Origin of the sequence: Bacillus sp. TH19 (assembly GCF_016651075.1) — a bacterium.
GTDB classification, from domain to species: domain Bacteria; phylum Bacillota; class Bacilli; order Bacillales; family Bacillaceae_G; genus Bacillus_A; species Bacillus_A mycoides.
The window spans coordinates 122,501-144,751 of sequence record NZ_JAEKEO010000007.1 but is presented as its reverse complement, the minus strand read 5'-3'; the positions used below and the strand labels follow the sequence as shown (position 1 = coordinate 144,751).

The following is a 22,251-nucleotide window of genomic DNA, read 5'->3' as shown; positions in this document are numbered from 1 at the left end:
AGTAATGACAGGAATCTAAGTATTCCTGTCTTCTACATATAAATCAATGTATGTGTAACGGAAATGTAAGAGGAGGTGCTCGTTGATGTCAGACAATCAACAACAAGCACGAATTCGAGAAATTAATATTAGTCATGAAATGCGTACCTCATTTTTAGATTACGCAATGAGTGTTATCGTGTCTCGTGCATTACCAGATGTTCGTGATGGATTAAAACCAGTTCATCGTAGGGTTTTATATGCGATGAATGATTTAGGAATTACAGCTGATAAAGCATATAAGAAGTCGGCGCGTATTGTCGGCGAAGTAATTGGTAAGTATCACCCGCACGGTGATTCAGCTGTTTATGAAACAATGGTACGTATGGCACAAGATTTTAGTCAACGTTACATGCTTGTTGATGGACATGGTAATTTCGGTTCTGTTGATGGAGATTCAGCGGCAGCAATGCGTTATACAGAAGCAAGAATGTCTAAGATTTCTATGGAATTAATACGCGATATTACAAAGAATACAATTGATTATCAAGATAACTACGATGGTTCTGAAAGAGAGCCAGTTGTATTACCAGCGCGTTTCCCTAACTTATTAGTCAATGGTACGACGGGTATTGCGGTTGGTATGGCAACAAACATTCCACCGCATCAACTTGGAGAAGTAATTGATGGTGTGTTGGCATTAAGTCATAACCCTGATATCACTATCGCGGAATTAATGGAATATATTCCTGGGCCAGACTTCCCAACTTCAGGTTTAATCTTAGGGCGAAGTGGAATTCGAAGAGCTTACGAAACAGGTCGCGGTTCTATTATACTTCGTGCTAAAGTTGAAATTGAAGAGAAAGCAAATGGTAAACAAACTATTATCGTAACAGAACTACCTTATCAAGTTAATAAGGCGCGATTAATTGAAAAGATCGCAGAACTAGTTCGTGATAAGAAAATTGAAGGTATTACAGATTTACGTGATGAATCAGATCGAAATGGTATGCGTATTGTTATGGAAGTACGTCGTGATGCCAATGCCAATGTACTATTAAATAATCTATATAAACATACAGCACTCCAAACTAGCTTCGGTATTAATATGTTGTCTCTTGTAAATGGAGAGCCACAAGTCTTAAATTTAAAACAAAATCTATATTATTATTTAGAGCATCAAAAGGTAGTGATTCGTAGACGTACTGCTTATGAATTAGAGAAAGCAGAAGCGCGTGCTCATATTTTAGAAGGCTTACGAATTGCCTTAGATCATCTTGATGAGGTTATTACTTTAATCCGTAGTTCAAAAACAGCTGATATTGCAAAACAAGGTTTAATGGAACGTTTCGGCTTAAGTGAGAAACAAGCGCAGGCGATTTTAGATATGCGTTTGCAACGTTTAACTGGATTAGAACGCGAAAAAATCGAACAAGAATATCAAGATTTAATGAAGATAATTGCAGAGTTAAAAGCAATTTTAGCAGACGAAGAAAAAGTTCTTGAAATTATTCGCGAGGAATTAGCTGAAGTAAAAGAGCGTTTTAATGATAAGAGAAGAACAGAAATTACAATTGGCGGTATGGAAGCTATAGAGGATGAAGATTTAATCCCAGAACAAAATATCGCAATTACACTTACTCATAATGGTTATATTAAGAGGTTACCGGCTTCTACGTACAAAACACAGAACCGTGGGGGACGTGGTGTACAAGGAATGGGTACGAATGATGATGACTTTGTCGAACATTTATTAACAACGTCTACTCATGATCATATTTTATTCTTCACAAACAAGGGTAAAGTATACCGTACAAAAGGATATGAAATTCCAGAGTATAGTCGTACAGCAAAAGGTATACCGATTATTAATCTATTAGGGGTAGATAAGGGTGAGTGGATCAACGCTATTATTCCAATTCGTGAATTTGGTGACGACCAGTTCTTATTCTTTACAACGAAACAAGGTATCTCTAAGAGAACACCACTTTCATCATTTGCCAATATACGTACAAATGGTTTAATTGCAATTTCTCTTCGTGAAGAGGATGAATTAATCTCTGTACGCTTAACATCTGGTGATAAGGATATTATCGTTGGGACAAGTAACGGTATGTTAATTCGTTTCAATGAGCAAGATGTGCGTTCAATGGGACGTAATGCGGCTGGTGTAAAAGCAATTACATTAGGTGATGAAGATCAAGTTGTAGGTATGGAAATTGTCGAAGAGGATGTAAATGTTCTAATTGTAACCAAAAATGGTTATGGAAAGCGTACACCGATTGATGAATACCGTCTGCAAAGTCGTGGTGGTAAAGGTCTGAAGACTTGTAATATTACAGATAAAAACGGTAAGTTAGTAGCGGTTAAGTCTGTAACAGGCGAAGAAGACATTATGTTAATTACAGCAGCAGGCGTTATTATTCGTATGCCGGTTGATCAAATCTCTCAAATGGGACGTAATACACAAGGTGTTCGTCTAATTCGATTAGAAGATGAGCAAGAGGTAGCGACAGTAGCAAAAGCGCAAAAAGATGAAGAAGAAGAATCTAATGAAGAGGATTCTTCTGAAGAGTAAGAGTGGGGATTTCTCCCCCTCTTATTTTTTTATAATAATACTTGCATAGCAATAGGAAAGTGTATATAATAGGAAAAGTCAGCAAATGAGAGATACAAGTTATCGAAAAAAACTTGTTGACGAAAATAATATACTATGATATATTATGAAAGTCGCTGAAACGCGATGTTGAACTTTGAAAACTAAACGAAACAAACAACGTGAAACGTCAATTTTTATTTTTAGATGCTAGACAAACTAACTTTATTGGAGAGTTTGATCCTGGCTCAGGATGAACGCTGGCGGCGTGCCTAATACATGCAAGTCGAGCGAATGGATTAAGAGCTTGCTCTTATGAAGTTAGCGGCGGACGGGTGAGTAACACGTGGGTAACCTACCCATAAGACTGGGATAACTCCGGGAAACCGGGGCTAATACCGGATAATATTTTGAACTGCATAGTTCGAAATTGAAAGGCGGCTTCGGCTGTCACTTATGGATGGACCCGCGTCGCATTAGCTAGTTGGTGAGGTAACGGCTCACCAAGGCGACGATGCGTAGCCGACCTGAGAGGGTGATCGGCCACACTGGGACTGAGACACGGCCCAGACTCCTACGGGAGGCAGCAGTAGGGAATCTTCCGCAATGGACGAAAGTCTGACGGAGCAACGCCGCGTGAGTGATGAAGGCTTTCGGGTCGTAAAACTCTGTTGTTAGGGAAGAACAAGTGCTAGTTGAATAAGCTGGCACCTTGACGGTACCTAACCAGAAAGCCACGGCTAACTACGTGCCAGCAGCCGCGGTAATACGTAGGTGGCAAGCGTTATCCGGAATTATTGGGCGTAAAGCGCGCGCAGGTGGTTTCTTAAGTCTGATGTGAAAGCCCACGGCTCAACCGTGGAGGGTCATTGGAAACTGGGAGACTTGAGTGCAGAAGAGGAAAGTGGAATTCCATGTGTAGCGGTGAAATGCGTAGAGATATGGAGGAACACCAGTGGCGAAGGCGACTTTCTGGTCTGTAACTGACACTGAGGCGCGAAAGCGTGGGGAGCAAACAGGATTAGATACCCTGGTAGTCCACGCCGTAAACGATGAGTGCTAAGTGTTAGAGGGTTTCCGCCCTTTAGTGCTGAAGTTAACGCATTAAGCACTCCGCCTGGGGAGTACGGCCGCAAGGCTGAAACTCAAAGGAATTGACGGGGGCCCGCACAAGCGGTGGAGCATGTGGTTTAATTCGAAGCAACGCGAAGAACCTTACCAGGTCTTGACATCCTCTGAAAACTCTAGAGATAGAGCTTCTCCTTCGGGAGCAGAGTGACAGGTGGTGCATGGTTGTCGTCAGCTCGTGTCGTGAGATGTTGGGTTAAGTCCCGCAACGAGCGCAACCCTTGATCTTAGTTGCCATCATTAAGTTGGGCACTCTAAGGTGACTGCCGGTGACAAACCGGAGGAAGGTGGGGATGACGTCAAATCATCATGCCCCTTATGACCTGGGCTACACACGTGCTACAATGGACGGTACAAAGAGCTGCAAGACCGCGAGGTGGAGCTAATCTCATAAAACCGTTCTCAGTTCGGATTGTAGGCTGCAACTCGCCTACATGAAGCTGGAATCGCTAGTAATCGCGGATCAGCATGCCGCGGTGAATACGTTCCCGGGCCTTGTACACACCGCCCGTCACACCACGAGAGTTTGTAACACCCGAAGTCGGTGGGGTAACCTTTATGGAGCCAGCCGCCTAAGGTGGGACAGATGATTGGGGTGAAGTCGTAACAAGGTAGCCGTATCGGAAGGTGCGGCTGGATCACCTCCTTTCTATGGAGAATTGATGAACGCAGTTCATCAATATAAGTTTCCGTGTTTCGTTTTCGTTTAGTTTTGAGAGTTCAATATAAGTATTGACTCTTAAATAGGAATATGATATAAATAAATTCCGCAATTTGTATGGGCCTATAGCTCAGCTGGTTAGAGCGCACGCCTGATAAGCGTGAGGTCGATGGTTCGAGTCCATTTAGGCCCACCATACATTTTACGGGGCCTTAGCTCAGCTGGGAGAGCGCCTGCCTTGCACGCAGGAGGTCAGCGGTTCGATCCCGCTAGGCTCCACCAAAAAGCTATTTTATATAGCAAATGGTATGTTCTTTGAAAACTAGATAACAGTGTAGCTCATATTTTTTAATTTTAGTTTGGTTAAGTTAGAAAGGGCGCACGGTGGATGCCTTGACACTAGGAGTCGATGAAGGACGGGACTAACGCCGATATGCTTCGGGGAGCTGTAAGTAAGCTTTGATCCGAAGATTTCCGAATGGGGAAACCCACTATACGTAATGGTATGGTATCCTTACCTGAATACATAGGGTATGGAAGACAGACCCAGGGAACTGAAACATCTAAGTACCTGGAGGAAGAGAAAGCAAATGCGATTTCCTGAGTAGCGGCGAGCGAAACGGAATCTAGCCCAAACCAAGAGGCTTGCCTCTTGGGGTTGTAGGACATTCTATACGGAGTTACAAAGGAACGAGGTAGACGAAGCGACCTGGAAAGGTCCGTCACAGAGGGTAATAACCCCGTAGTCGAAACTTCGTTCTCTCTTGAATGTATCCTGAGTACGGCGGAACACGTGAAATTCCGTCGGAATCTGGGAGGACCATCTCCCAAGGCTAAATACTCCCTAGTGATCGATAGTGAACCAGTACCGTGAGGGAAAGGTGAAAAGCACCCCGGAAGGGGAGTGAAAGAGATCCTGAAACCGTGTGCCTACAAATAGTCAGAGCCCGTTAATGGGTGATGGCGTGCCTTTTGTAGAATGAACCGGCGAGTTACGATCCCGTGCGAGGTTAAGCTGAAGAGGCGGAGCCGCAGCGAAAGCGAGTCTGAATAGGGCGTTTAGTACGTGGTCGTAGACCCGAAACCAGGTGATCTACCCATGTCCAGGGTGAAGTTCAGGTAACACTGAATGGAGGCCCGAACCCACGCACGTTGAAAAGTGCGGGGATGAGGTGTGGGTAGCGGAGAAATTCCAATCGAACCTGGAGATAGCTGGTTCTCCCCGAAATAGCTTTAGGGCTAGCCTTAAGTGTAAGAGTCTTGGAGGTAGAGCACTGATTGAACTAGGGGTCCTCATCGGATTACCGAATTCAGTCAAACTCCGAATGCCAATGACTTATCCTTAGGAGTCAGACTGCGAGTGATAAGATCCGTAGTCAAGAGGGAAACAGCCCAGATCGCCAGCTAAGGTCCCAAAGTGTGTATTAAGTGGAAAAGGATGTGGAGTTGCTTAGACAACTAGGATGTTGGCTCAGAAGCAGCCACCATTTAAAGAGTGCGTAATAGCTCACTAGTCGAGTGACTCTGCGCCGAAAATGTACCGGGGCTAAATACACCACCGAAGCTGCGAATTGATACCAATGGTATCAGTGGTAGGGGAGCGTTCTAAGTGCAGTGAAGTCAGACCGGAAGGACTGGTGGAGCGCTTAGAAGTGAGAATGCCGGTATGAGTAGCGAAAGACGGGTGAGAATCCCGTCCACCGAATGCCTAAGGTTTCCTGAGGAAGGCTCGTCCGCTCAGGGTTAGTCAGGACCTAAGCCGAGGCCGACAGGCGTAGGCGATGGACAACAGGTTGATATTCCTGTACCACCTCTTTATCGTTTGAGCAATGGAGGGACGCAGAAGGATAGAAGAAGCGTGCGATTGGTTGTGCACGTCCAAGCAGTTAGGCTGATAAGTAGGCAAATCCGCTTATCGTGAAGGCTGAGCTGTGATGGGGAAGCTCCTTATGGAGCGAAGTCTTTGATTCCCCGCTGCCAAGAAAAGCTTCTAGCGAGATAAAAGGTGCCTGTACCGCAAACCGACACAGGTAGGCGAGGAGAGAATCCTAAGGTGTGCGAGAGAACTCTGGTTAAGGAACTCGGCAAAATGACCCCGTAACTTCGGGAGAAGGGGTGCTTTCTTAACGGAAAGCCGCAGTGAATAGGCCCAAGCGACTGTTTAGCAAAAACACAGGTCTCTGCGAAGCCGTAAGGCGAAGTATAGGGGCTGACACCTGCCCGGTGCTGGAAGGTTAAGGAGAGGGGTTAGCGTAAGCGAAGCTCTGAACTGAAGCCCCAGTAAACGGCGGCCGTAACTATAACGGTCCTAAGGTAGCGAAATTCCTTGTCGGGTAAGTTCCGACCCGCACGAAAGGTGTAACGATTTGGGCACTGTCTCAACCAGAGACTCGGTGAAATTATAGTACCTGTGAAGATGCAGGTTACCCGCGACAGGACGGAAAGACCCCGTGGAGCTTTACTGTAGCCTGATATTGAATTTTGGTACAGTTTGTACAGGATAGGCGGGAGCCATTGAAACCGGAGCGCTAGCTTCGGTGGAGGCGCTGGTGGGATACCGCCCTGACTGTATTGAAATTCTAACCTACGGGTCTTATCGACCCGGGAGACAGTGTCAGGTGGGCAGTTTGACTGGGGCGGTCGCCTCCTAAAGTGTAACGGAGGCGCCCAAAGGTTCCCTCAGAATGGTTGGAAATCATTCGTAGAGTGCAAAGGCATAAGGGAGCTTGACTGCGAGACCTACAAGTCGAGCAGGGACGAAAGTCGGGCTTAGTGATCCGGTGGTTCCGCATGGAAGGGCCATCGCTCAACGGATAAAAGCTACCCCGGGGATAACAGGCTTATCTCCCCCAAGAGTCCACATCGACGGGGAGGTTTGGCACCTCGATGTCGGCTCATCGCATCCTGGGGCTGTAGTCGGTCCCAAGGGTTGGGCTGTTCGCCCATTAAAGCGGTACGCGAGCTGGGTTCAGAACGTCGTGAGACAGTTCGGTCCCTATCCGTCGTGGGCGCAGGAAATTTGAGAGGAGCTGTCCTTAGTACGAGAGGACCGGGATGGACGCACCGCTGGTGTACCAGTTGTTCTGCCAAGGGCATAGCTGGGTAGCTATGTGCGGAAGGGATAAGTGCTGAAAGCATCTAAGCATGAAGCCCCCCTCAAGATGAGATTTCCCATAGCGTAAGCTAGTAAGATCCCTGAAAGATGATCAGGTTGATAGGTTCGAGGTGGAAGCATGGTGACATGTGGAGCTGACGAATACTAATAGATCGAGGACTTAACCATATAATATGAAGCAAATGTTATCTAGTTTTGAAGGAATATACCTTCATAGTTTGGTGATGATGGCAGAGAGGTCACACCCGTTCCCATACCGAACACGGAAGTTAAGCTCTCTAGCGCCGATGGTAGTTGGGACCTTGTCCCTGTGAGAGTAGGACGTCGCCAAGCAAGATAAAAACACGAGTCATTTGACTCGTGTTTTTTTATTTCCCATGAAATAGGTTGGATTCCGTTAGTAAAAATGCTGAAATATAGTAAGGGATTTTTTGAGCAGAAATATTGAGAAATTGATAAATAAACGGATAATCTTCAGATCCATAACTTCCAAGTAAGTCATACCACCAATCCGTTTCATACCTAGAAATCATACTTAAATTATAGAGTAATAAATAATGAACAAGAAGCTCAGGCAACACTGGCTTAGAGTTTCTAGGGTCAGTCGTAAGTGGTAAATAATAAGTGTCAGTAAGATGCTCATAGTATAAAGGTGTACTATACATAGGATTCCATGATTGAATAGGTGCCGAAAAAAACAAATTTAATTCATTATTTTTCTCAGGTACGTGTTGTATTGATAAATGCTTACAAGTTGTTTCGATGTAACGAGAAAATCGCTCTTTAGTCATATGTAGTCGATCTAATATATTGACTGAAAAGGAGAGCTCATTTTTATTTGTTGAATCGATCTTATATAAAGTTGATACTTTTTGACTATAGCGCAACAAATTTTGTAATTCAGGAATATTCCCCATTAGCTCTAACATATTAAACTTCTCCGCTTCTAAGTGTTTCATGTGAAACAGTTGTTCTGCAACGTGAGTAAACAATCCGTTTTTCTGTATTTTCACCTCATCTTCTAAAAATTGATACCCCTGTTTTTTCCGTTTACGAGTCGTAACGCCATGAGCTAAAACAGTAGTTGATTCTGGGTAGTTAGGATCAATAGTTAACAAGCAAGCTTTAAATAGTTGGCTAATTCCATAAAATAACAACATCGGCTGAATCGAAAAGGGGGCCACCTTATATAATTCATAATAATTTCTCCCGTGTTCTAAGTAGTAAATAAAGGGATAACAGTTTTCAAAACTTTTTTTTTCAGCATCTTGTATGGAGGATTTTTCATAACAACGGGCAAGATAACGTTGTACATTTTGAGATGAAAAAAAGAAACTTAATTGCTGCCAAGTACAATGTGTTTGATGCATATATTACGCTCCTTTTATTGTCTAAAAATTCTAACATATATATACGTCCTTGACAGTATTTTAACCAATTGATAAGCTACTAATAATAATTTCTGGTATCATGGGGGGAACAATTATGTGGGAATCTAAATTTGTTAAAGAAGGTTTGACTTTTGATGATGTATTACTTGTACCAGCGAGGTCAGATATATTACCAAGAGAAGTAAGTGTTAAAACAGTTTTATCTGAAAGCTTACAGCTAAACATCCCGTTAATTAGTGCAGGAATGGATACAGTAACAGAAGCTGACATGGCTATTGCAATGGCTCGCCAAGGCGGTTTAGGAATTATTCATAAGAATATGTCTATTGAGCAACAAGCAGAGCAAGTTGATAAAGTAAAGCGCTCTGAAAGCGGCGTTATTTCAGATCCTTTCTTCTTAACTCCAGAACATCAAGTATATGATGCAGAACATCTTATGGGAAAATATCGTATCTCAGGTGTACCAGTTGTAAATAATTTAGATGAGCGAAAATTAGTTGGTATTATTACAAACCGTGATATGCGTTTCATCCAAGACTACTCAATCAAAATTTCTGACGTAATGACAAAAGAACAGTTAATTACAGCTCCAGTTGGTACTACACTGGAAGAAGCTGAAAAAATCCTACAAAAGTATAAAATTGAAAAGCTCCCTCTTGTTGATAATAACGGTGTATTACAAGGGCTTATTACAATAAAAGATATTGAAAAAGTAATTGAATTCCCAAACTCTGCCAAAGATAAGCAAGGACGCTTATTAGTTGGAGCAGCTGTTGGTGTAACGGCTGATGCTATGCTTCGTATCGATGCATTAGTAAAAGCTAGCGTAGATGCAATTGTACTTGATACAGCTCATGGGCATTCTAAAGGTGTTATGGAAAAAGTAAAAGAAGTTCGTGCGAAATATCCAGCACTAAATATTATCGCTGGAAATGTTGCTACAGCTGAAGCAACGAAAGCATTAATTGAGGCTGGTGCAAACGTAGTTAAAGTTGGTATTGGACCAGGTTCTATTTGTACAACGCGTGTTGTAGCTGGTGTTGGTGTACCACAATTAACAGCAGTTTATGATTGTGCAACAGAAGCTCGTAAACACGGTATTCCAGTTATTGCTGATGGCGGTGTTAAGTACTCTGGTGATATGGTTAAAGCTTTAGCAGCAGGAGCACACGTTGTTATGCTAGGTAGTATGTTTGCTGGTGTTGCTGAAAGCCCTGGAGAAACTGAAATTTACCAAGGTCGCCAATTTAAAGTATATCGTGGTATGGGTTCTGTTGGAGCGATGGAAAAAGGAAGTAAAGATCGTTACTTCCAAGAAGGAAACAAAAAACTTGTTCCTGAAGGTATTGAAGGACGCGTACCATATAAAGGACCTTTAGCAGATACAGTTCATCAATTAGTTGGTGGATTACGTGCAGGTATGGGATATTGCGGAGCGCAGAATTTAGAATTCTTACGTGAGAATGCACAGTTCATTCGTATGTCAGGTGCAGGTTTACGTGAAAGCCATCCTCATCACGTACAGATTACAAAAGAGGCCCCAAACTACTCATTGTAATGTCTTATATACAAATAGACAGAGATTTGATATCTCTGTCTATTTTTTTTTGATTATGTTAGAATAACGGTTATGTGAGTACATAGATATTGGGGGTAGCAAAAGTGAAAGGTATGTTTTGCAAAAGATTCATTGCGTTGGTAACAGTGCTTACACTAGCTTTTGGCGTGTTTGCACCATATAGCAATGCATCAGCAGAAACAGGAGCTGCTTTAAACATTGAAGCAGGTGCAGCGATTTTAGTTGAAGCGAATTCTGGAAAAATTGTATATCAAAAGAATGCAGATGAATTATTATCAATTGCTAGTATGACAAAGATGATGAGTGAATATTTAGTTCATGAAGCAGTGGATAAAGGAAAACTTAAGTGGGATCAAAAAATTAAGGTTTCCGAATATGCATATAAGATTTCACAAGATGCTTCATTATCAAATGTTGCATTAGAAAATGGTGGCCTGTATACAGTAAAAGAGTTATACGAGGCAATGGCAATCTTTTCTGCAAATGGTGCAACAATTGCATTAGCAGAAGCAATTGCAGGTAAAGAAGTAGATTTCGTAAAAATGATGAATGATAAAGCGAAAGAACTAGGATTGAAAAATTATAAATTTGTTAATTCTACGGGTTTAACGAACAAAGATTTAAAAGGGATGCATCCTGAAGGTACAACACCGGATGAAGAAAATAAAATGTCTGCGAAGGATGTTGCAACTTTAGCGCAACATTTAATTAAAGATTATCCAAAAGTGTTAGATACAGCAAAAATCCCGAAAAAAGTTTTCCGTCCAGAAAAAGAGAAATTTGGGATGTCGAACTGGAACTGGATGTTAAAGGGTTTAGTTAAAGAATATGACGGAGTAGATGGTCTAAAAACAGGATCAACTCCAGAAGCAGGGGACTGCTTCACTGGTACTGTTGAACGAAACGGTATGCGTTTTATTTCTGTAGTTATTAAAACAAGTTCTCATACAGCGCGTTTCGATGAGACGAAGAAATTATATGATTATGGCTTTGCTAACTTTGAAATGAAGAAAATGTATGAAAAAGGTTCTTCGGTCAAAGGAAAAGAAACAGTAAGAGTTGAAAATGCGAAAGATAAAGATGTAGCAGTTCAAACGAAGCAAGCTGTTTCACTTCCGGTACCAAAGGGAAGTAAAGACGTTTATAAAACAGAATTTAAAGAAGGAAATAAGGGACAAGAAGCACCTCTGAAAAAGGGAGTTGCACTTGGACAAATGGTTGTAACGTCTAAAGATAGTAATGATCCTGGATTTTTATCAGGAAAATCATTACAAGTAGACCTTGTAACAAAATCTGAAGTAGAAGAGGCAAGCTGGTTTACACGTTCTATGCGCGGAATTGGTTCTTTCTTTAGTGGTATGTGGAATGGTGCTATTGATACAGTAAAAGGTTGGTTTTAAAAGCTCCTCATCGTAGGAGCTTTTTCTTATTCCTATTTTTCATACCGACTTTATGAAAAAGTAGTAGACAAGCATCAGATAGTTAGTGGTAGAATGTAAGAGTATTCTTAATTTTCTTCTTTAACGGGGAAAGCAATTCACCTAGGGGGGTTTTTGTACATGACAAATGTAACAGGGACAGAACGTGTAAAACGTGGAATGGCAGAAATGCAAAAAGGCGGCGTTATTATGGACGTAGTTAACGCTGAGCAAGCAAGGATTGCAGAAGAGGCAGGCGCAGTTGCTGTTATGGCATTAGAGCGTGTACCTGCAGATATTCGTGCAGCAGGTGGCGTTTCTCGTATGGCAGATCCAACAATTGTTGAAGAAGTTATGGGTGCTGTATCAATTCCGGTTATGGCAAAATGTCGTATCGGTCACCTTGTAGAAGCACGTGTATTAGAATCATTAGGGGTAGACTATATCGATGAGAGTGAAGTATTGACTCCTGCTGATGAAGTATACCATTTAAATAAACGTGATTACACAGTTCCGTTTGTATGTGGTTGCCGCGATATCGGAGAAGCTGCACGTCGTATTGCAGAAGGTGCAGCTATGCTTCGTACAAAAGGTGAACCTGGAACAGGAAACATTGTAGAGGCAGTGCGTCATATGCGCCAAGTCAATGCAGAAATCCGTCAAGTTGCAAGTCTACGTGAAGATGAGTTAATGACATATGCAAAAAATACTGGTGCTCCTTATGAAGTACTACTTGAAATTAAACGCCTTGGTCGCCTGCCAGTTGTAAACTTTGCAGCAGGTGGTGTAGCAACACCAGCAGATGCAGCGTTAATGATGCAACTTGGTGCTGATGGTGTATTTGTTGGATCTGGTATCTTCAAATCAGAGAACCCAGAGAAATTTGCACGTGCAATCGTTGAAGCAACGACTCATTATGAAGATTACGAACTAATTGCAAGCCTTTCTAAAGGATTAGGTAATGCAATGAAAGGTATCGAAATTTCAACGTTATTACCAGAACAACGCATGCAAGAGCGTGGATGGTAATTAAAGGAGATCTTTAAAATGGTGAAAATCGGTGTACTAGGTCTTCAAGGTGCAGTTCGTGAGCATGTAAAATCAGTTGAGGCAAGTGGTGCAGAAGCTGTTGTTGTAAAGCGTATAGAGCAACTTGAAGAGATTAATGGTCTTATTTTACCAGGCGGTGAAAGTACAACAATGCGCCGTCTTATTGATAAGTATGCTTTCATGGAGCCTCTTCGTACATTTGCGAAGTCTGGTAAACCAATGTTTGGTACATGTGCAGGAATGATTCTTCTTGCGAAAACACTTATTGGCTATGAAGAAGCACATATTGGTGCTATGGATATTACGGTTGAGCGCAATGCGTTCGGACGCCAAAAAGATAGTTTTGAAGCTGCACTTTCAATTAAAGGTGTGGGAGAAGACTTTGTTGGTGTATTTATCCGTGCTCCGTATGTTGTAAATGTAGCTGATGATGTTGAAGTACTTTCTATGCATGGCGAGCGAATGGTAGCGGTAAGGCAAGGGCCGTTTTTAGCTGCTTCTTTCCATCCGGAATTAACGGATGATCATCGTGTAACAGCATACTTTGTAGAAATGGTAAAAGAAGCGAAAATGAAAAAAGTTGTATAAGTAACTTGCAACTTGTATAAGATTATAGTAAATTGATGATAACAATTTTATAAAATAAGCGTGTTGATAGGAAGTAGTAACAAATGTTGTTTCTTATAGAGAGTCGATGGTTGGTGGAAATCGATAGAAACAGTTTGTGAATCCATCCTGGAATGGAATGTGGAATATCTTTTGATTAGTAAACATTCCCGGTGAAGAGCCGTTATTTCTACTTGAGAGGAAAGCGGTAATGCTTTCAACTAGGGTGGCAACGCGGGTTAACTCCCGTCCCTTTGTATAGGGACGGGAGTTTTTTGTGTTTTATAAAATAAAAGGAGGAGTATATAATGCTTGATATTAAATTTTTACGTACGAATTTTGAAGAAGTAAAAGCAAAATTACAGCATAGAGGCGAAGATTTAACGGATTTTGGTCGCTTTGAAGAACTTGATACGAGAAGAAGAGAGCTACTTGTTCAAACAGAAGAACTAAAAAGTAAACGTAACGAAGTATCTCAACAAATTTCAGTATTAAAGCGTGAAAAGAAAGATGCGGAAGCTCTAATTCTAGAAATGCGTGAAGTTGGGGAAAAAGTAAAAGATCTTGATAATGAGCTTCGTACAGTTGAAGAAGATTTAGAAAGATTAATGCTATCTATCCCAAATATCCCTCATGAATCTGCCCCAATAGGCGAAACAGAGGATGATAACGTAGTAGCACGTACTTGGGGAGAAGTGAAAGAATTTACTTATGAGCCAAAACCACATTGGGACCTTGCTACTGATTTAGGGATTTTAGATTTTGAACGTGCTGGGAAAGTAACAGGAAGCCGATTTGTATTTTACAAAGGTGCTGGTGCAAGATTAGAACGTGCTTTGATTAGCTTTATGCTTGACCTTCATACTGATGAGCATGGATATGAGGAAGTATTGCCTCCTTATATGGTAAACCGTGCAAGTATGACAGGAACAGGACAACTTCCAAAGTTTGAAGAAGATGCATTCCGTATTGAAAGTGAAGATTATTTCCTAATCCCAACAGCTGAAGTACCTGTAACGAATATGCATCGTGATGAGATTGTGAGTAAAGAGCAATTGCCGATACGATATGCTGCGTTTAGCTCATGCTTCCGTTCTGAAGCAGGTTCAGCTGGTCGTGATACACGTGGTTTAATTCGTCAACACCAATTTAATAAAGTTGAACTTGTGAAGTTCGTGAAACCAGAAGATTCTTACGAAGAGTTAGAAAAATTAACAAATGATGCAGAGCGCGTGTTACAATTATTAGAGTTGCCATATCGCGTTATGAGCATGTGTACAGGAGATTTAGGATTTACAGCAGCGAAGAAATACGATATTGAAGTATGGATTCCAAGCTATGGTACATATCGTGAAATTTCTTCTTGTAGTAATTTTGAGGCGTTCCAAGCGAGACGCGCGAATATCCGTTTCCGTCGTGAGCCAAATGGTAAACCGGAACATGTTCATACACTAAATGGATCTGGTCTTGCAATTGGACGTACAGTGGCAGCTATTTTAGAGAACTACCAACAAGAAGATGGTACAATTATAATTCCAGAAGTTCTTCGCCCTTATATGGGAGGAAAAACAGTTATTAAATAAGTTAAAACATTCATCGGTATGAGTGATTGGTAATTATGGACGTTGTCAGCAGTGTCATAAAGGAGAGGGGAAGTAAAATTTCCCTTTCCTCATAATTTATTATAGTAGGGTTGACTAACTGTTTTTCTTTTGATATTATATTTGATGTCAATATGGAGGTATACCCAAGTCTGGCTGAAGGGATCGGTCTTGAAAACCGACAGGCGGCGAGAGTCGCGCGGGGGTTCGAATCCCTCTACCTCCTCCAGATATAATTGACAACAGCGCATATAAGTGGAGATTGGAGAACTCGTTACCAACACGTAACGAGTTTTTATTTTAAAACCAATCATAAAGTATGATGTAAGGATATAGTGTCCTTATTACACACTCATATTCCGATGATTATCTTCATAGATATGAAAGGAGTTAACATGGATCTTATTATACAAACGTTTCCTTTAGATGGAAAAACTTTATATTATGTACAATGTCCTGTCTGTAAGAACAATAGAATTTTAAACAGTGGTGCAAATGTGTCGCGCATTATAAGTGATGATACATTCCGTAAACTTTGTGGTTGCACTTGTGATGTAAAACAGGTTGCAAAAAAAGTAGAGGTACCAAAAGAAGCTGAAAAACCAGCTGTGCAAAAAGAAGTAACTTCAAAACGTACAGGGAAATTACTAACAGCAGTAATTAATGGGAAAGAATTGACTGTTAAAGAGATTGCTGAAACATATGATATTAGTACGAGTACTGTTCGTCAGCGTATTAATGCTGGAAAGCCAGAGAGTGAAATTATTGCTCCGACAAAAAAGAAAAAGTAATTTCATAGGAAAACCCGTGCATATGCACGGGTTTTTTATTTTACAAGTTTACGTGTTTGTTTTAAAAAATGTCCAATTTTTTTAATGATTGGTTCGATTGAATCGCCATCTTTTAAAATATCGTATTCATTAATGTTTAATCGTAAAACAGGGCATGAATTAAAGTTATTAATCCAGTTATCGTAACGTCCATGCATCTCTTTCCAATATTCAATTGGTGTTTGCTGCTCCATGGGACGTCCTCGTTCTTGAATACGATCGACAATATCATCAAAAGAACCTTCTAGGTAAATTAATAAGTCTGGATGAGGGAAGTAAGGAGTCATGACCATAGCATCAAATAACCCTTTGTATGTCTCATAATCAGTTTCAGTCATTGTACCCTTTTCGTAATGCATTTTTGCGAAAATACCAGTGTCCTCATATATAGAACGGTCTTGAACAAAACCGCCACCATATTCGAAAATTCTTTTTTGTTCTTTAAATCGTTCTGCTAAAAAGTACACTTGTAAGTGAAAGCTCCAGCGTGTGAAATCAGCATAGAACTTGTCCAAATATGGGTTGGAATCTACTTTTTCAAAAGATGTACGATAACCTAAAGCGTTAGCCAATGCAGTTGTCATAGTTGATTTACCGACACCTACTGTTCCAGCAATAGTGATAACTGCATCATTTGGTATATCATATTTTTGCCTTAAATTCATTGTTATTTCGACTCCTTCAAGAGAGTATTTTGAAGAGCTGATAAGATGACATTTAAATCATCAGGATTTCTTACAAAATCCATATCGTCTCCATTAAATTTCAATACTGGAATATCTGGATGGTCCTTTTTGAAAGCATCCATTGCTGTTTCGTAATCTTTTGTAAGCTGTAGCAAGTAATTTGGATCCATATTTTTTTCGAATTCTCTTCCGCGCATGGCAATTCGTTTTTGTAATGTTTCTAGGCTCGCTGTTAAATAAACGATGACATTTGGCACAGGCATATCTTGCGTAAGAATGCGATAAATTTGCATGTACTTGTCATATTGAGAATCTTTTAATGTACGGGATGCAAAAATTAAATTTTTAAATATATGATAATCTGCTACTACAGGCTTTCTTTGATTCAAATACTTTATGTTAATATCCTCTAGTTGTTTGTATCTATTACAAAGAAAGAACATCTCTGTTTGAAAACTCCATTCGTCGATGTCTTCGTAGAATTTTCCTAAAAAAGGATTTTCATCAACAATCTCTTTTAGTAAGTGGAGTTGCATGTGAGTTGAAAGTTCCTTCGCAAGTGAAGTTTTTCCAACACCAATTGGTCCTTCAACCGTGATAAATGGTACTCCGGTCACGCTGTTTCCTCCTTTCAATCAGTGATTTACCGTGACTACTAAAAACACAAAACAGAATTATTGTAGCACAAGAGGGGAGCGAGCGGACTAATTTGATATAAAAAGTTAGAAAATAGATATGTATTAATTAAATTTTATTTGGGATGACGGTACAATATTTGCCTTTAATGTGGCTTCCATTATTTTTAAAGCATGTTCATTATCTTGCTCGTTATTAGAAGCGATACAATCCCGTGGTACATAAAGTGTATAATTTCTCATATGGGCATCATTAGCTGTAAAAAGGATGCATATGTTCCCGGCAATTCCGGTTAAAATGAGATTTTCGATTTTTAAATAACCTAATAAAGAATTCAAAGGTGTTTCATAAAAAGCAGAGTAATGTGGTTTAATAAAAATGTAATCGTCAGTATGCGGAGCAATGGCCTCGATAATATTTTTACTATACTCATTTGTACAATGGGTGATAAGTTGATCAATATCAGATCTCCAAAGTTGATAGTGATCATTGATATAAATTATTGGATAGCCCAATGACTTCATGGTGTCCTTTAATTGTAAAATGGGGTTCTTTATAATTTCACATTTCTGTGCCAGGATGGGTCCGTGGGAGAATTGAAAATCATTAATCATATCGATAATGAGTAAGGCAGTATTTTTCATATGTAATTCCCTCTCTTTCTTCTTTAGGTTGGATTGAATTTGTAAAAGTTATCCCACCTGCAAGAAATGAAAAAGTGTATTTTATTTTTGGTGAAAGGACTATAATATGGAGCGAGATATATATTTTATGCAGTTAGCAATAGAGGAAGCGAAGAAGGCGGAGGCGATACAAGAGGTACCAATTGGTGCTGTAATTGTGCTAGATGGTGAAGTGATTAGTGTCGCACATAACTTAAGAGAAACTGAACAGAGATCAATAGCTCACGCCGAACTCTTGGCTATTGATGAAGCTTGCAAAAAATTAGGGACATGGCGTTTAGAAGATGCAACGTTATATGTAACATTAGAACCTTGCCCAATGTGTGCAGGGGGAATTGTTTTATCGCGTATAAAACGGGTTGTATATGGTGCGAGCGATCCGAAAGGTGGATGTGCAGGTACGTTGATGAATCTTTTAACTGATGAGCGTTTTAATCATCAGTGTGAAGTAGTGCCTGGTGTACTTGAAGAAGAATGTGGTACGTTGTTAACGATTTTTTTTAGGGAGCTTCGTAAGAAAAGAAAAGAAGTGAAAAAACTAGAGAAAAGTAATGGTAACTAACGTATTTGCATTTTGTAAAAAAACAAGTTATACTGATAATGCCTTATCCAAGGCAACCGAATATTGGTTTTAACTTTGCCGTGCTAAGCGGGGAGGTAGCGGTGCCCTATACTCGCAATCCGCTCTAGCGAGGCTGAATCCCTTCTCGAGGTTATGTTGCTGTAAGGTCTGCCTTAAGTAAGTGGTGTTGACGTTTGGGTCCTGCGCAACGGGACCCCGTGAACCTTGTCAGGTCCGGAAGGAAGCAGCAATAAGCGGGTTTTCTCGTGTGCCGCAGGAGTGCCTGAACCGAGCTAACTGCTTGAGTAACGCTTATGGTACGTAATCGACAGAAGGTGCACGGCAGTTATATATGTATACAAAACTCACCTTTATATAAAGGTGAGTTTTTTGTATGGAAAATAACTTTTGGAATCTATAAACAGAATGGGTTATAATAAATGAGATAATAACCTTTGAGGGAGGCCGTATTTTCGTGTCATACCAAGCGTTATACCGAACATGGAGACCGCAAAAATTCGAAGATGTAGTCGGTCAAAAGCACGTGACAAAAACGTTGCAAAATGCCCTTCTTCAAGAGAAAGCTTCACATGCTTATTTGTTTTCGGGTCCGAGGGGAACAGGGAAAACGACAATTGCAAAAGTATTTGCAAAGGCAATTAACTGTGAACACGCCCCGGTAGCTGAACCTTGTAATGAATGTCCTTCTTGTTTAGGAATTACACAAGGGTCTATTTCAGATGTATTAGAAATTGATGCGGCTTCAAATAACGGTGTAGATGAAATTCGAGATATAAGAGATAAAGTAAAATATGCTCCAAGTGCTGTAGGATATAAAGTATACATTATTGATGAAGTTCACATGCTTTCTATGGGTGCCTTTAATGCGCTTTTGAAAACTTTAGAAGAGCCGCCAGGACATGTTATTTTTATTCTGGCGACAACAGAACCGCATAAAATTCCAGCTACAATTATTTCACGTTGTCAGCGTTTTGAGTTTCGAAAGATATCAGTAAATGATATCGTTGAGAGATTATCGACGGTCGTGACAAATGAAGGTACGCAAGTAGAAGATGAAGCGTTACAAATCGTAGCGCGTGCCGCCGAAGGTGGTATGCGTGATGCGCTCAGTCTTATTGATCAAGCTATTTCTTATAGTGATGAGACGGTGACGAGTGAAGATGTTTTAGCTGTAACAGGATCTGTATCTCAGCGATATTTGGGTGACCTGGTAGAATGTATACGTGAAAATGATGTATCAAGAGCGTTACGTATTATAGATGAGATGATGAGTAAAGGGAAAGATCCAGTTCGCTTTATGGAGGATTTCATTTACTACTATCGTGATATGCTTTTATATCAAACTTCACCAAAATTAGAACATATGTTGGAACGGGTAATTGTAGATGATCAATTCCGTACGTTAAGTGAAGAAATGCAACCGGAAGTAATCTATGAAATTATTCATACCCTTAGTAAGGGACAACAGGAGATGAAGTGGACAAACCATCCAAGAATATTCTTGGAAGTTGTTATGGTGCAACTGTGTCAGCAGTTTATGATGCAAGCAAACGGCGCAGATCGTTTACAAGCGATTATGAACAGGATGCAGCAGTTGGAGAAAGAGTTAGAGCAAGTTAAAAAGAATGGCGTGCAAGCTGGTGTGCAGCAGGAAGTAAGAGAGACGCGGGCAACACCAAAACCAGTACGAACAGGAAGTATGAAAATTCCTGTTGGACGTGTGAATGAAGTGTTAAAGCAAGCGAAGCGTCAAGATTTAGAACAGTTAAAAGCTGTATGGGGCGAATTATTAGGAAGGCTCAAGTCACATAACAAAGTAGCATTTGCTGTTTTATTAGAAAATAGTGAACCAGTTGCGGCTTCGGATGATACCTATGTGTTAGCATTTCAATATGAGATTCATTGCAAAATGGCTAGTGAAAATCGAGAAGCGATGGATACATTGGAACAAACTCTTTTTGAATTGTTAAGTAAAAGGTTAAATATGATTGCTATCCCAAAAAGTGAATGGGGTAAAATTCGTGAAGACTTTTTACAACGCGAAGGCGGGGATTCTGAAGAAAGCCCTGAACAAAAAGAAGATCCTCTTATAGAAGAGGCTGTAAAATTAGTAGGGCAAGAACTTATTGAAATAAAAGAGTAATAATAATGAGGAGGAATTAATTATGATGCGTGGCGGAATGGGAAATATGAATAATATGATGAAACAAATGCAAAAGATGCAAAAGGACATGGCGAAGGCGCAAGAAGAGCTTGGCGAAAAAACAGTTGAAGGTACAGCTGGCGGCGGAATGGTTACTGTTATTGCAAATGGTCATAAGCAAGTTCTTGAAGTGAAAATTAAAGAAGAAGTTGTAGATCCAGAAGATATCGAAATGTTACAAGACTTAGTATTAGCTGCAACGAATGATGCACTTAAAAAGGTTGATGAACTTTCAAACTCTACAATGGGCAAATTTACAAAAGGCATGAACTTACCAGGTGGAATGTTCTAGGAGGATATTGATATATGCATTATCCAGAACCGATATCAAAATTAATCGATAGTTTTATGAAGTTGCCAGGAATTGGACCGAAAACAGCGGTTCGATTGGCATTCTTCGTGTTAGATATGAAAGAGGATGATGTACTAGGTTTTGCGAAAGCACTTGTGAATGCAAAGCGAGATTTAGCGTATTGTTCTGTGTGCGGACATATCACTGACCGCGATCCTTGTTATATTTGTGACGATTCGCATAGGGATCAATCGGTTGTTTGTGTAGTACAAGAGCCGAAAGATGTAATTGCGATGGAAAAAATGAAAGAATATCAAGGTGTATATCATGTTTTGCGAGGTGCCATTTCTCCAATGGAGGGAATTGGACCAGAGGATATTAATATCCCGCAGTTATTAAAGAGACTGCAAGATGAAACAGTACAAGAAGTGATATTAGCAACAAACCCTAATATTGAAGGGGAAGCCACAGCGATGTACATATCCCGCCTCTTAAAGCCAACAGGAATTAAAGTAACTCGTATTGCACATGGTCTGCCAGTTGGTGGAGATTTAGAATATGCAGATGAAGTAACACTATCGAAAGCTTTAGAAGGCCGTAGAGAGATATAAGAGGAGAAGGGAAAATGTTCTTTCAAAAAAAGGGTAAGTTGCGTAAAGAGTATGACGATAAGTTAATTGTATTATTAGAAAAGGTAAAGAATGAATGGCTACGTCAGAAGAGACTGGTTGAACAAAGTGTTGAGCCGTCTCAAGATGTACTTTGTTCTTTAAAAATAGCAGAGGCGAAATATTTTTTCTTGTTAAAAGAAGCAAAACGTCGTCCTGTGAAAATGGAACAATGGTAAAAGGTCCCGCTTTAAAGCGGGACCTTTTACTTTTTATCGATTTATTTGTGAGTAATAGGGCTACTTTATTTTTGGGATATAAAGAGGAGAAAGAAAAAATGGGAATGGAATTAGTTGTATCTAATTGCTAGTGCTTAGAAGAAAGATTACTGATTAAAGGTTATGAAGATGAAGTGGTAGGAGTTATGTTATAGATGTTCTTTTTTCTTGTCTTGTCCCATACAAATGGATATGTATAGGTCATTCATAAGGAGGAAAAAATGAATTCTACAATTATTATTGTTGGCATTCTTTCTTTAGTTTTTATTTTTCTTGTTTTTGGTGTTTCTGCTAAACCAATACGTTTTATAGGGAAAGCACTCTTTCA

General features: G+C 40.3%; 17 protein-coding genes, 3 tRNA genes, 3 rRNA genes, 1 other RNA gene and 1 other annotated feature (1 of these 25 running past the window's edge). Of the genes, 20 read left to right on the top strand and 4 right to left on the bottom strand.

Annotated features, from left to right (window positions below):
- Positions 1 to 85 precede the first annotated feature (85 nt).
- From gyrA to rrf, 6 genes are all read left to right on the top strand, one after another.
- Positions 86 to 2,557 (top strand): DNA gyrase subunit A, encoded by a 2,472-nt coding sequence (gyrA, locus tag JFU54_RS04485; protein WP_002016488.1) that lies wholly within the window; start codon positions 86 to 88, stop codon positions 2,555 to 2,557.
- Positions 2,558 to 2,800: 243 nt separating this feature from the next.
- Positions 2,801 to 4,352, top strand: a 16S ribosomal RNA gene (locus JFU54_RS04480).
- Positions 4,353 to 4,483: 131 nt separating this feature from the next.
- Positions 4,484 to 4,560 (top strand) — tRNA-Ile (locus JFU54_RS04475).
- Between the two features lie 10 nt (positions 4,561 to 4,570).
- Positions 4,571 to 4,646: transfer RNA gene (locus tag JFU54_RS04470), tRNA-Ala, on the top strand.
- A 79-nt stretch (positions 4,647 to 4,725) separates the two neighbouring features.
- Positions 4,726 to 7,647, top strand: a 23S ribosomal RNA gene (locus JFU54_RS04465).
- A 49-nt stretch (positions 7,648 to 7,696) separates the two neighbouring features.
- Positions 7,697 to 7,812: ribosomal RNA gene (rrf, locus tag JFU54_RS04460) — 5S ribosomal RNA — on the top strand.
- The 16S, 23S and 5S rRNA genes sit together here with 2 tRNA genes alongside, the layout of an rRNA operon.
- A gap of 35 nt (positions 7,813 to 7,847) precedes the next feature.
- On the opposite strand, the gene JFU54_RS04455 is transcribed toward rrf, so the two are convergent.
- On the bottom strand, positions 7,848 to 8,849 hold the full coding sequence (locus JFU54_RS04455; RefSeq protein ID WP_088038103.1) for a YaaC family protein: 1,002 nt from the start codon (positions 8,847 to 8,849) through the stop codon (positions 7,848 to 7,850).
- A 115-nt stretch (positions 8,850 to 8,964) separates the two neighbouring features.
- Here JFU54_RS04455 and guaB point away from each other — a divergent pair, with 115 nt between their 5' ends.
- The 7 genes from guaB to JFU54_RS04420 all read left to right on the top strand — a co-directional run bounded on the left by guaB (position 8,965) and on the right by JFU54_RS04420 (position 15,915).
- The gene (guaB, locus tag JFU54_RS04450) at positions 8,965 to 10,428 is read left to right on the top strand and encodes an IMP dehydrogenase (RefSeq protein WP_201063803.1); all 1,464 of its coding nucleotides are present in this window, start codon (positions 8,965 to 8,967) and stop codon (positions 10,426 to 10,428) included.
- 113 nt (positions 10,429 to 10,541) lie between these two features.
- On the top strand, positions 10,542 to 11,849 hold the full coding sequence (locus JFU54_RS04445; protein ID WP_157381623.1) for a serine hydrolase: 1,308 nt from the start codon (positions 10,542 to 10,544) through the stop codon (positions 11,847 to 11,849).
- 159 nt (positions 11,850 to 12,008) lie between these two features.
- Positions 12,009 to 12,896 (top strand): pyridoxal 5'-phosphate synthase lyase subunit PdxS, encoded by an 888-nt coding sequence (gene pdxS, locus JFU54_RS04440; RefSeq protein WP_002009615.1) that lies wholly within the window; start codon positions 12,009 to 12,011, stop codon positions 12,894 to 12,896.
- 18 nt (positions 12,897 to 12,914) lie between these two features.
- Positions 12,915 to 13,505 (top strand): pyridoxal 5'-phosphate synthase glutaminase subunit PdxT, encoded by a 591-nt coding sequence (pdxT, locus tag JFU54_RS04435; RefSeq protein ID WP_201063802.1) that lies wholly within the window; start codon positions 12,915 to 12,917, stop codon positions 13,503 to 13,505.
- A gap of 54 nt (positions 13,506 to 13,559) precedes the next feature.
- Positions 13,560 to 13,780 (top strand) — a binding site (T-box leader).
- Between the two features lie 51 nt (positions 13,781 to 13,831).
- Entirely contained in the window at positions 13,832 to 15,106 is a 1,275-nt protein-coding gene (gene serS, locus JFU54_RS04430) for a serine--tRNA ligase (RefSeq protein WP_002009617.1), read from the top strand.
- A gap of 154 nt (positions 15,107 to 15,260) precedes the next feature.
- Positions 15,261 to 15,353 (top strand) — tRNA-Ser (locus JFU54_RS04425).
- Positions 15,354 to 15,519: 166 nt separating this feature from the next.
- Positions 15,520 to 15,915 carry a sigma factor-like helix-turn-helix DNA-binding protein gene (locus tag JFU54_RS04420; RefSeq protein ID WP_201063801.1) on the top strand — a complete coding sequence of 132 codons (396 nt, stop codon included), beginning with the start codon at positions 15,520 to 15,522 and terminating at the stop codon, positions 15,913 to 15,915.
- Positions 15,916 to 15,950: 35 nt separating this feature from the next.
- On the opposite strand, the gene JFU54_RS04415 is transcribed toward JFU54_RS04420, so the two are convergent.
- The 3 genes from JFU54_RS04415 to JFU54_RS04405 form a co-directional block, all read right to left on the bottom strand.
- Positions 15,951 to 16,619: a deoxynucleoside kinase gene (locus JFU54_RS04415; protein WP_002009620.1), complete on the bottom strand. Its 669-nt coding sequence runs from the start codon at positions 16,617 to 16,619 to the stop codon at positions 15,951 to 15,953.
- A 2-nt stretch (positions 16,620 to 16,621) separates the two neighbouring features.
- Positions 16,622 to 17,257 carry a deoxynucleoside kinase gene (locus JFU54_RS04410; RefSeq protein ID WP_002009621.1) on the bottom strand — a complete coding sequence of 212 codons (636 nt, stop codon included), beginning with the start codon at positions 17,255 to 17,257 and terminating at the stop codon, positions 16,622 to 16,624.
- Positions 17,258 to 17,380: 123 nt separating this feature from the next.
- Complete coding sequence (locus JFU54_RS04405; protein ID WP_002009622.1) at positions 17,381 to 17,920, bottom strand: cysteine hydrolase family protein; 540 nt, start codon at positions 17,918 to 17,920, stop codon at positions 17,381 to 17,383.
- Positions 17,921 to 18,026: 106 nt separating this feature from the next.
- Here JFU54_RS04405 and tadA point away from each other — a divergent pair, with 106 nt between their 5' ends.
- The 7 genes from tadA to JFU54_RS04370 form a co-directional block, all read left to right on the top strand.
- Positions 18,027 to 18,521, top strand: coding sequence for a tRNA adenosine(34) deaminase TadA (gene tadA / locus JFU54_RS04400; protein ID WP_002029304.1), 495 nt, complete (start codon positions 18,027 to 18,029; stop codon positions 18,519 to 18,521).
- A 78-nt stretch (positions 18,522 to 18,599) separates the two neighbouring features.
- Positions 18,600 to 18,864, top strand: an RNA gene (ffs, locus tag JFU54_RS04395) — signal recognition particle sRNA large type.
- Positions 18,865 to 18,996: 132 nt separating this feature from the next.
- Complete coding sequence (dnaX, locus tag JFU54_RS04390) at positions 18,997 to 20,685, top strand: DNA polymerase III subunit gamma/tau (protein WP_201063800.1); 1,689 nt, start codon at positions 18,997 to 18,999, stop codon at positions 20,683 to 20,685.
- Between the two features lie 25 nt (positions 20,686 to 20,710).
- Positions 20,711 to 21,037: a YbaB/EbfC family nucleoid-associated protein gene (locus JFU54_RS04385; protein WP_170935248.1), complete on the top strand. Its 327-nt coding sequence runs from the start codon at positions 20,711 to 20,713 to the stop codon at positions 21,035 to 21,037.
- A 14-nt stretch (positions 21,038 to 21,051) separates the two neighbouring features.
- On the top strand, positions 21,052 to 21,648 hold the full coding sequence (gene recR, locus JFU54_RS04380; RefSeq protein ID WP_002009629.1) for a recombination protein RecR: 597 nt from the start codon (positions 21,052 to 21,054) through the stop codon (positions 21,646 to 21,648).
- Positions 21,649 to 21,662: 14 nt separating this feature from the next.
- A complete protein-coding gene (locus JFU54_RS04375; RefSeq protein WP_002009631.1) occupies positions 21,663 to 21,884 on the top strand; it encodes a YaaL family protein in 222 nt (73 codons plus the stop codon).
- A gap of 260 nt (positions 21,885 to 22,144) precedes the next feature.
- Positions 22,145 to 22,251, top strand: the 5' portion of a protein-coding gene (locus JFU54_RS04370; RefSeq protein WP_002009632.1) for a pro-sigmaK processing inhibitor BofA family protein. The gene runs 163 nt beyond the window's last position; the window shows 107 of its 270 coding nt (coding positions 1–107); its start codon is at positions 22,145 to 22,147; the stop codon falls past the right edge of the window.

Excerpts from the sequence above, each read along its gene's own strand:
- JFU54_RS04415 (WP_002009620.1), bottom strand. The coding sequence starts at position 16,619 with ATGAATTTAAGGCAAAAATATGATATACCAAATGATGCAGTTATCACT.
- tadA (WP_002029304.1), top strand. The coding sequence starts at position 18,027 with ATGGAGCGAGATATATATTTTATGCAGTTAGCAATAGAGGAAGCGAAG.
- JFU54_RS04385 (WP_170935248.1), top strand. The coding sequence starts at position 20,711 with ATGCGTGGCGGAATGGGAAATATGAATAATATGATGAAACAAATGCAA.
- JFU54_RS04445 (WP_157381623.1), top strand. The coding sequence starts at position 10,542 with ATGTTTTGCAAAAGATTCATTGCGTTGGTAACAGTGCTTACACTAGCT.
- JFU54_RS04420 (WP_201063801.1), top strand. The coding sequence starts at position 15,520 with ATGGATCTTATTATACAAACGTTTCCTTTAGATGGAAAAACTTTATAT.
- pdxT (WP_201063802.1), top strand. The coding sequence starts at position 12,915 with ATGGTGAAAATCGGTGTACTAGGTCTTCAAGGTGCAGTTCGTGAGCAT.
- gyrA (WP_002016488.1), top strand. The coding sequence starts at position 86 with ATGTCAGACAATCAACAACAAGCACGAATTCGAGAAATTAATATTAGT.
- guaB (WP_201063803.1), top strand. The coding sequence starts at position 8,965 with ATGTGGGAATCTAAATTTGTTAAAGAAGGTTTGACTTTTGATGATGTA.
- serS (WP_002009617.1), top strand. The coding sequence starts at position 13,832 with ATGCTTGATATTAAATTTTTACGTACGAATTTTGAAGAAGTAAAAGCA.
- recR (WP_002009629.1), top strand. The coding sequence starts at position 21,052 with ATGCATTATCCAGAACCGATATCAAAATTAATCGATAGTTTTATGAAG.
- JFU54_RS04375 (WP_002009631.1), top strand. The coding sequence starts at position 21,663 with ATGTTCTTTCAAAAAAAGGGTAAGTTGCGTAAAGAGTATGACGATAAG.
- JFU54_RS04455 (WP_088038103.1), bottom strand. The coding sequence starts at position 8,849 with ATGCATCAAACACATTGTACTTGGCAGCAATTAAGTTTCTTTTTTTCA.
- pdxS (WP_002009615.1), top strand. The coding sequence starts at position 12,009 with ATGACAAATGTAACAGGGACAGAACGTGTAAAACGTGGAATGGCAGAA.
- JFU54_RS04405 (WP_002009622.1), bottom strand. The coding sequence starts at position 17,920 with ATGAAAAATACTGCCTTACTCATTATCGATATGATTAATGATTTTCAA.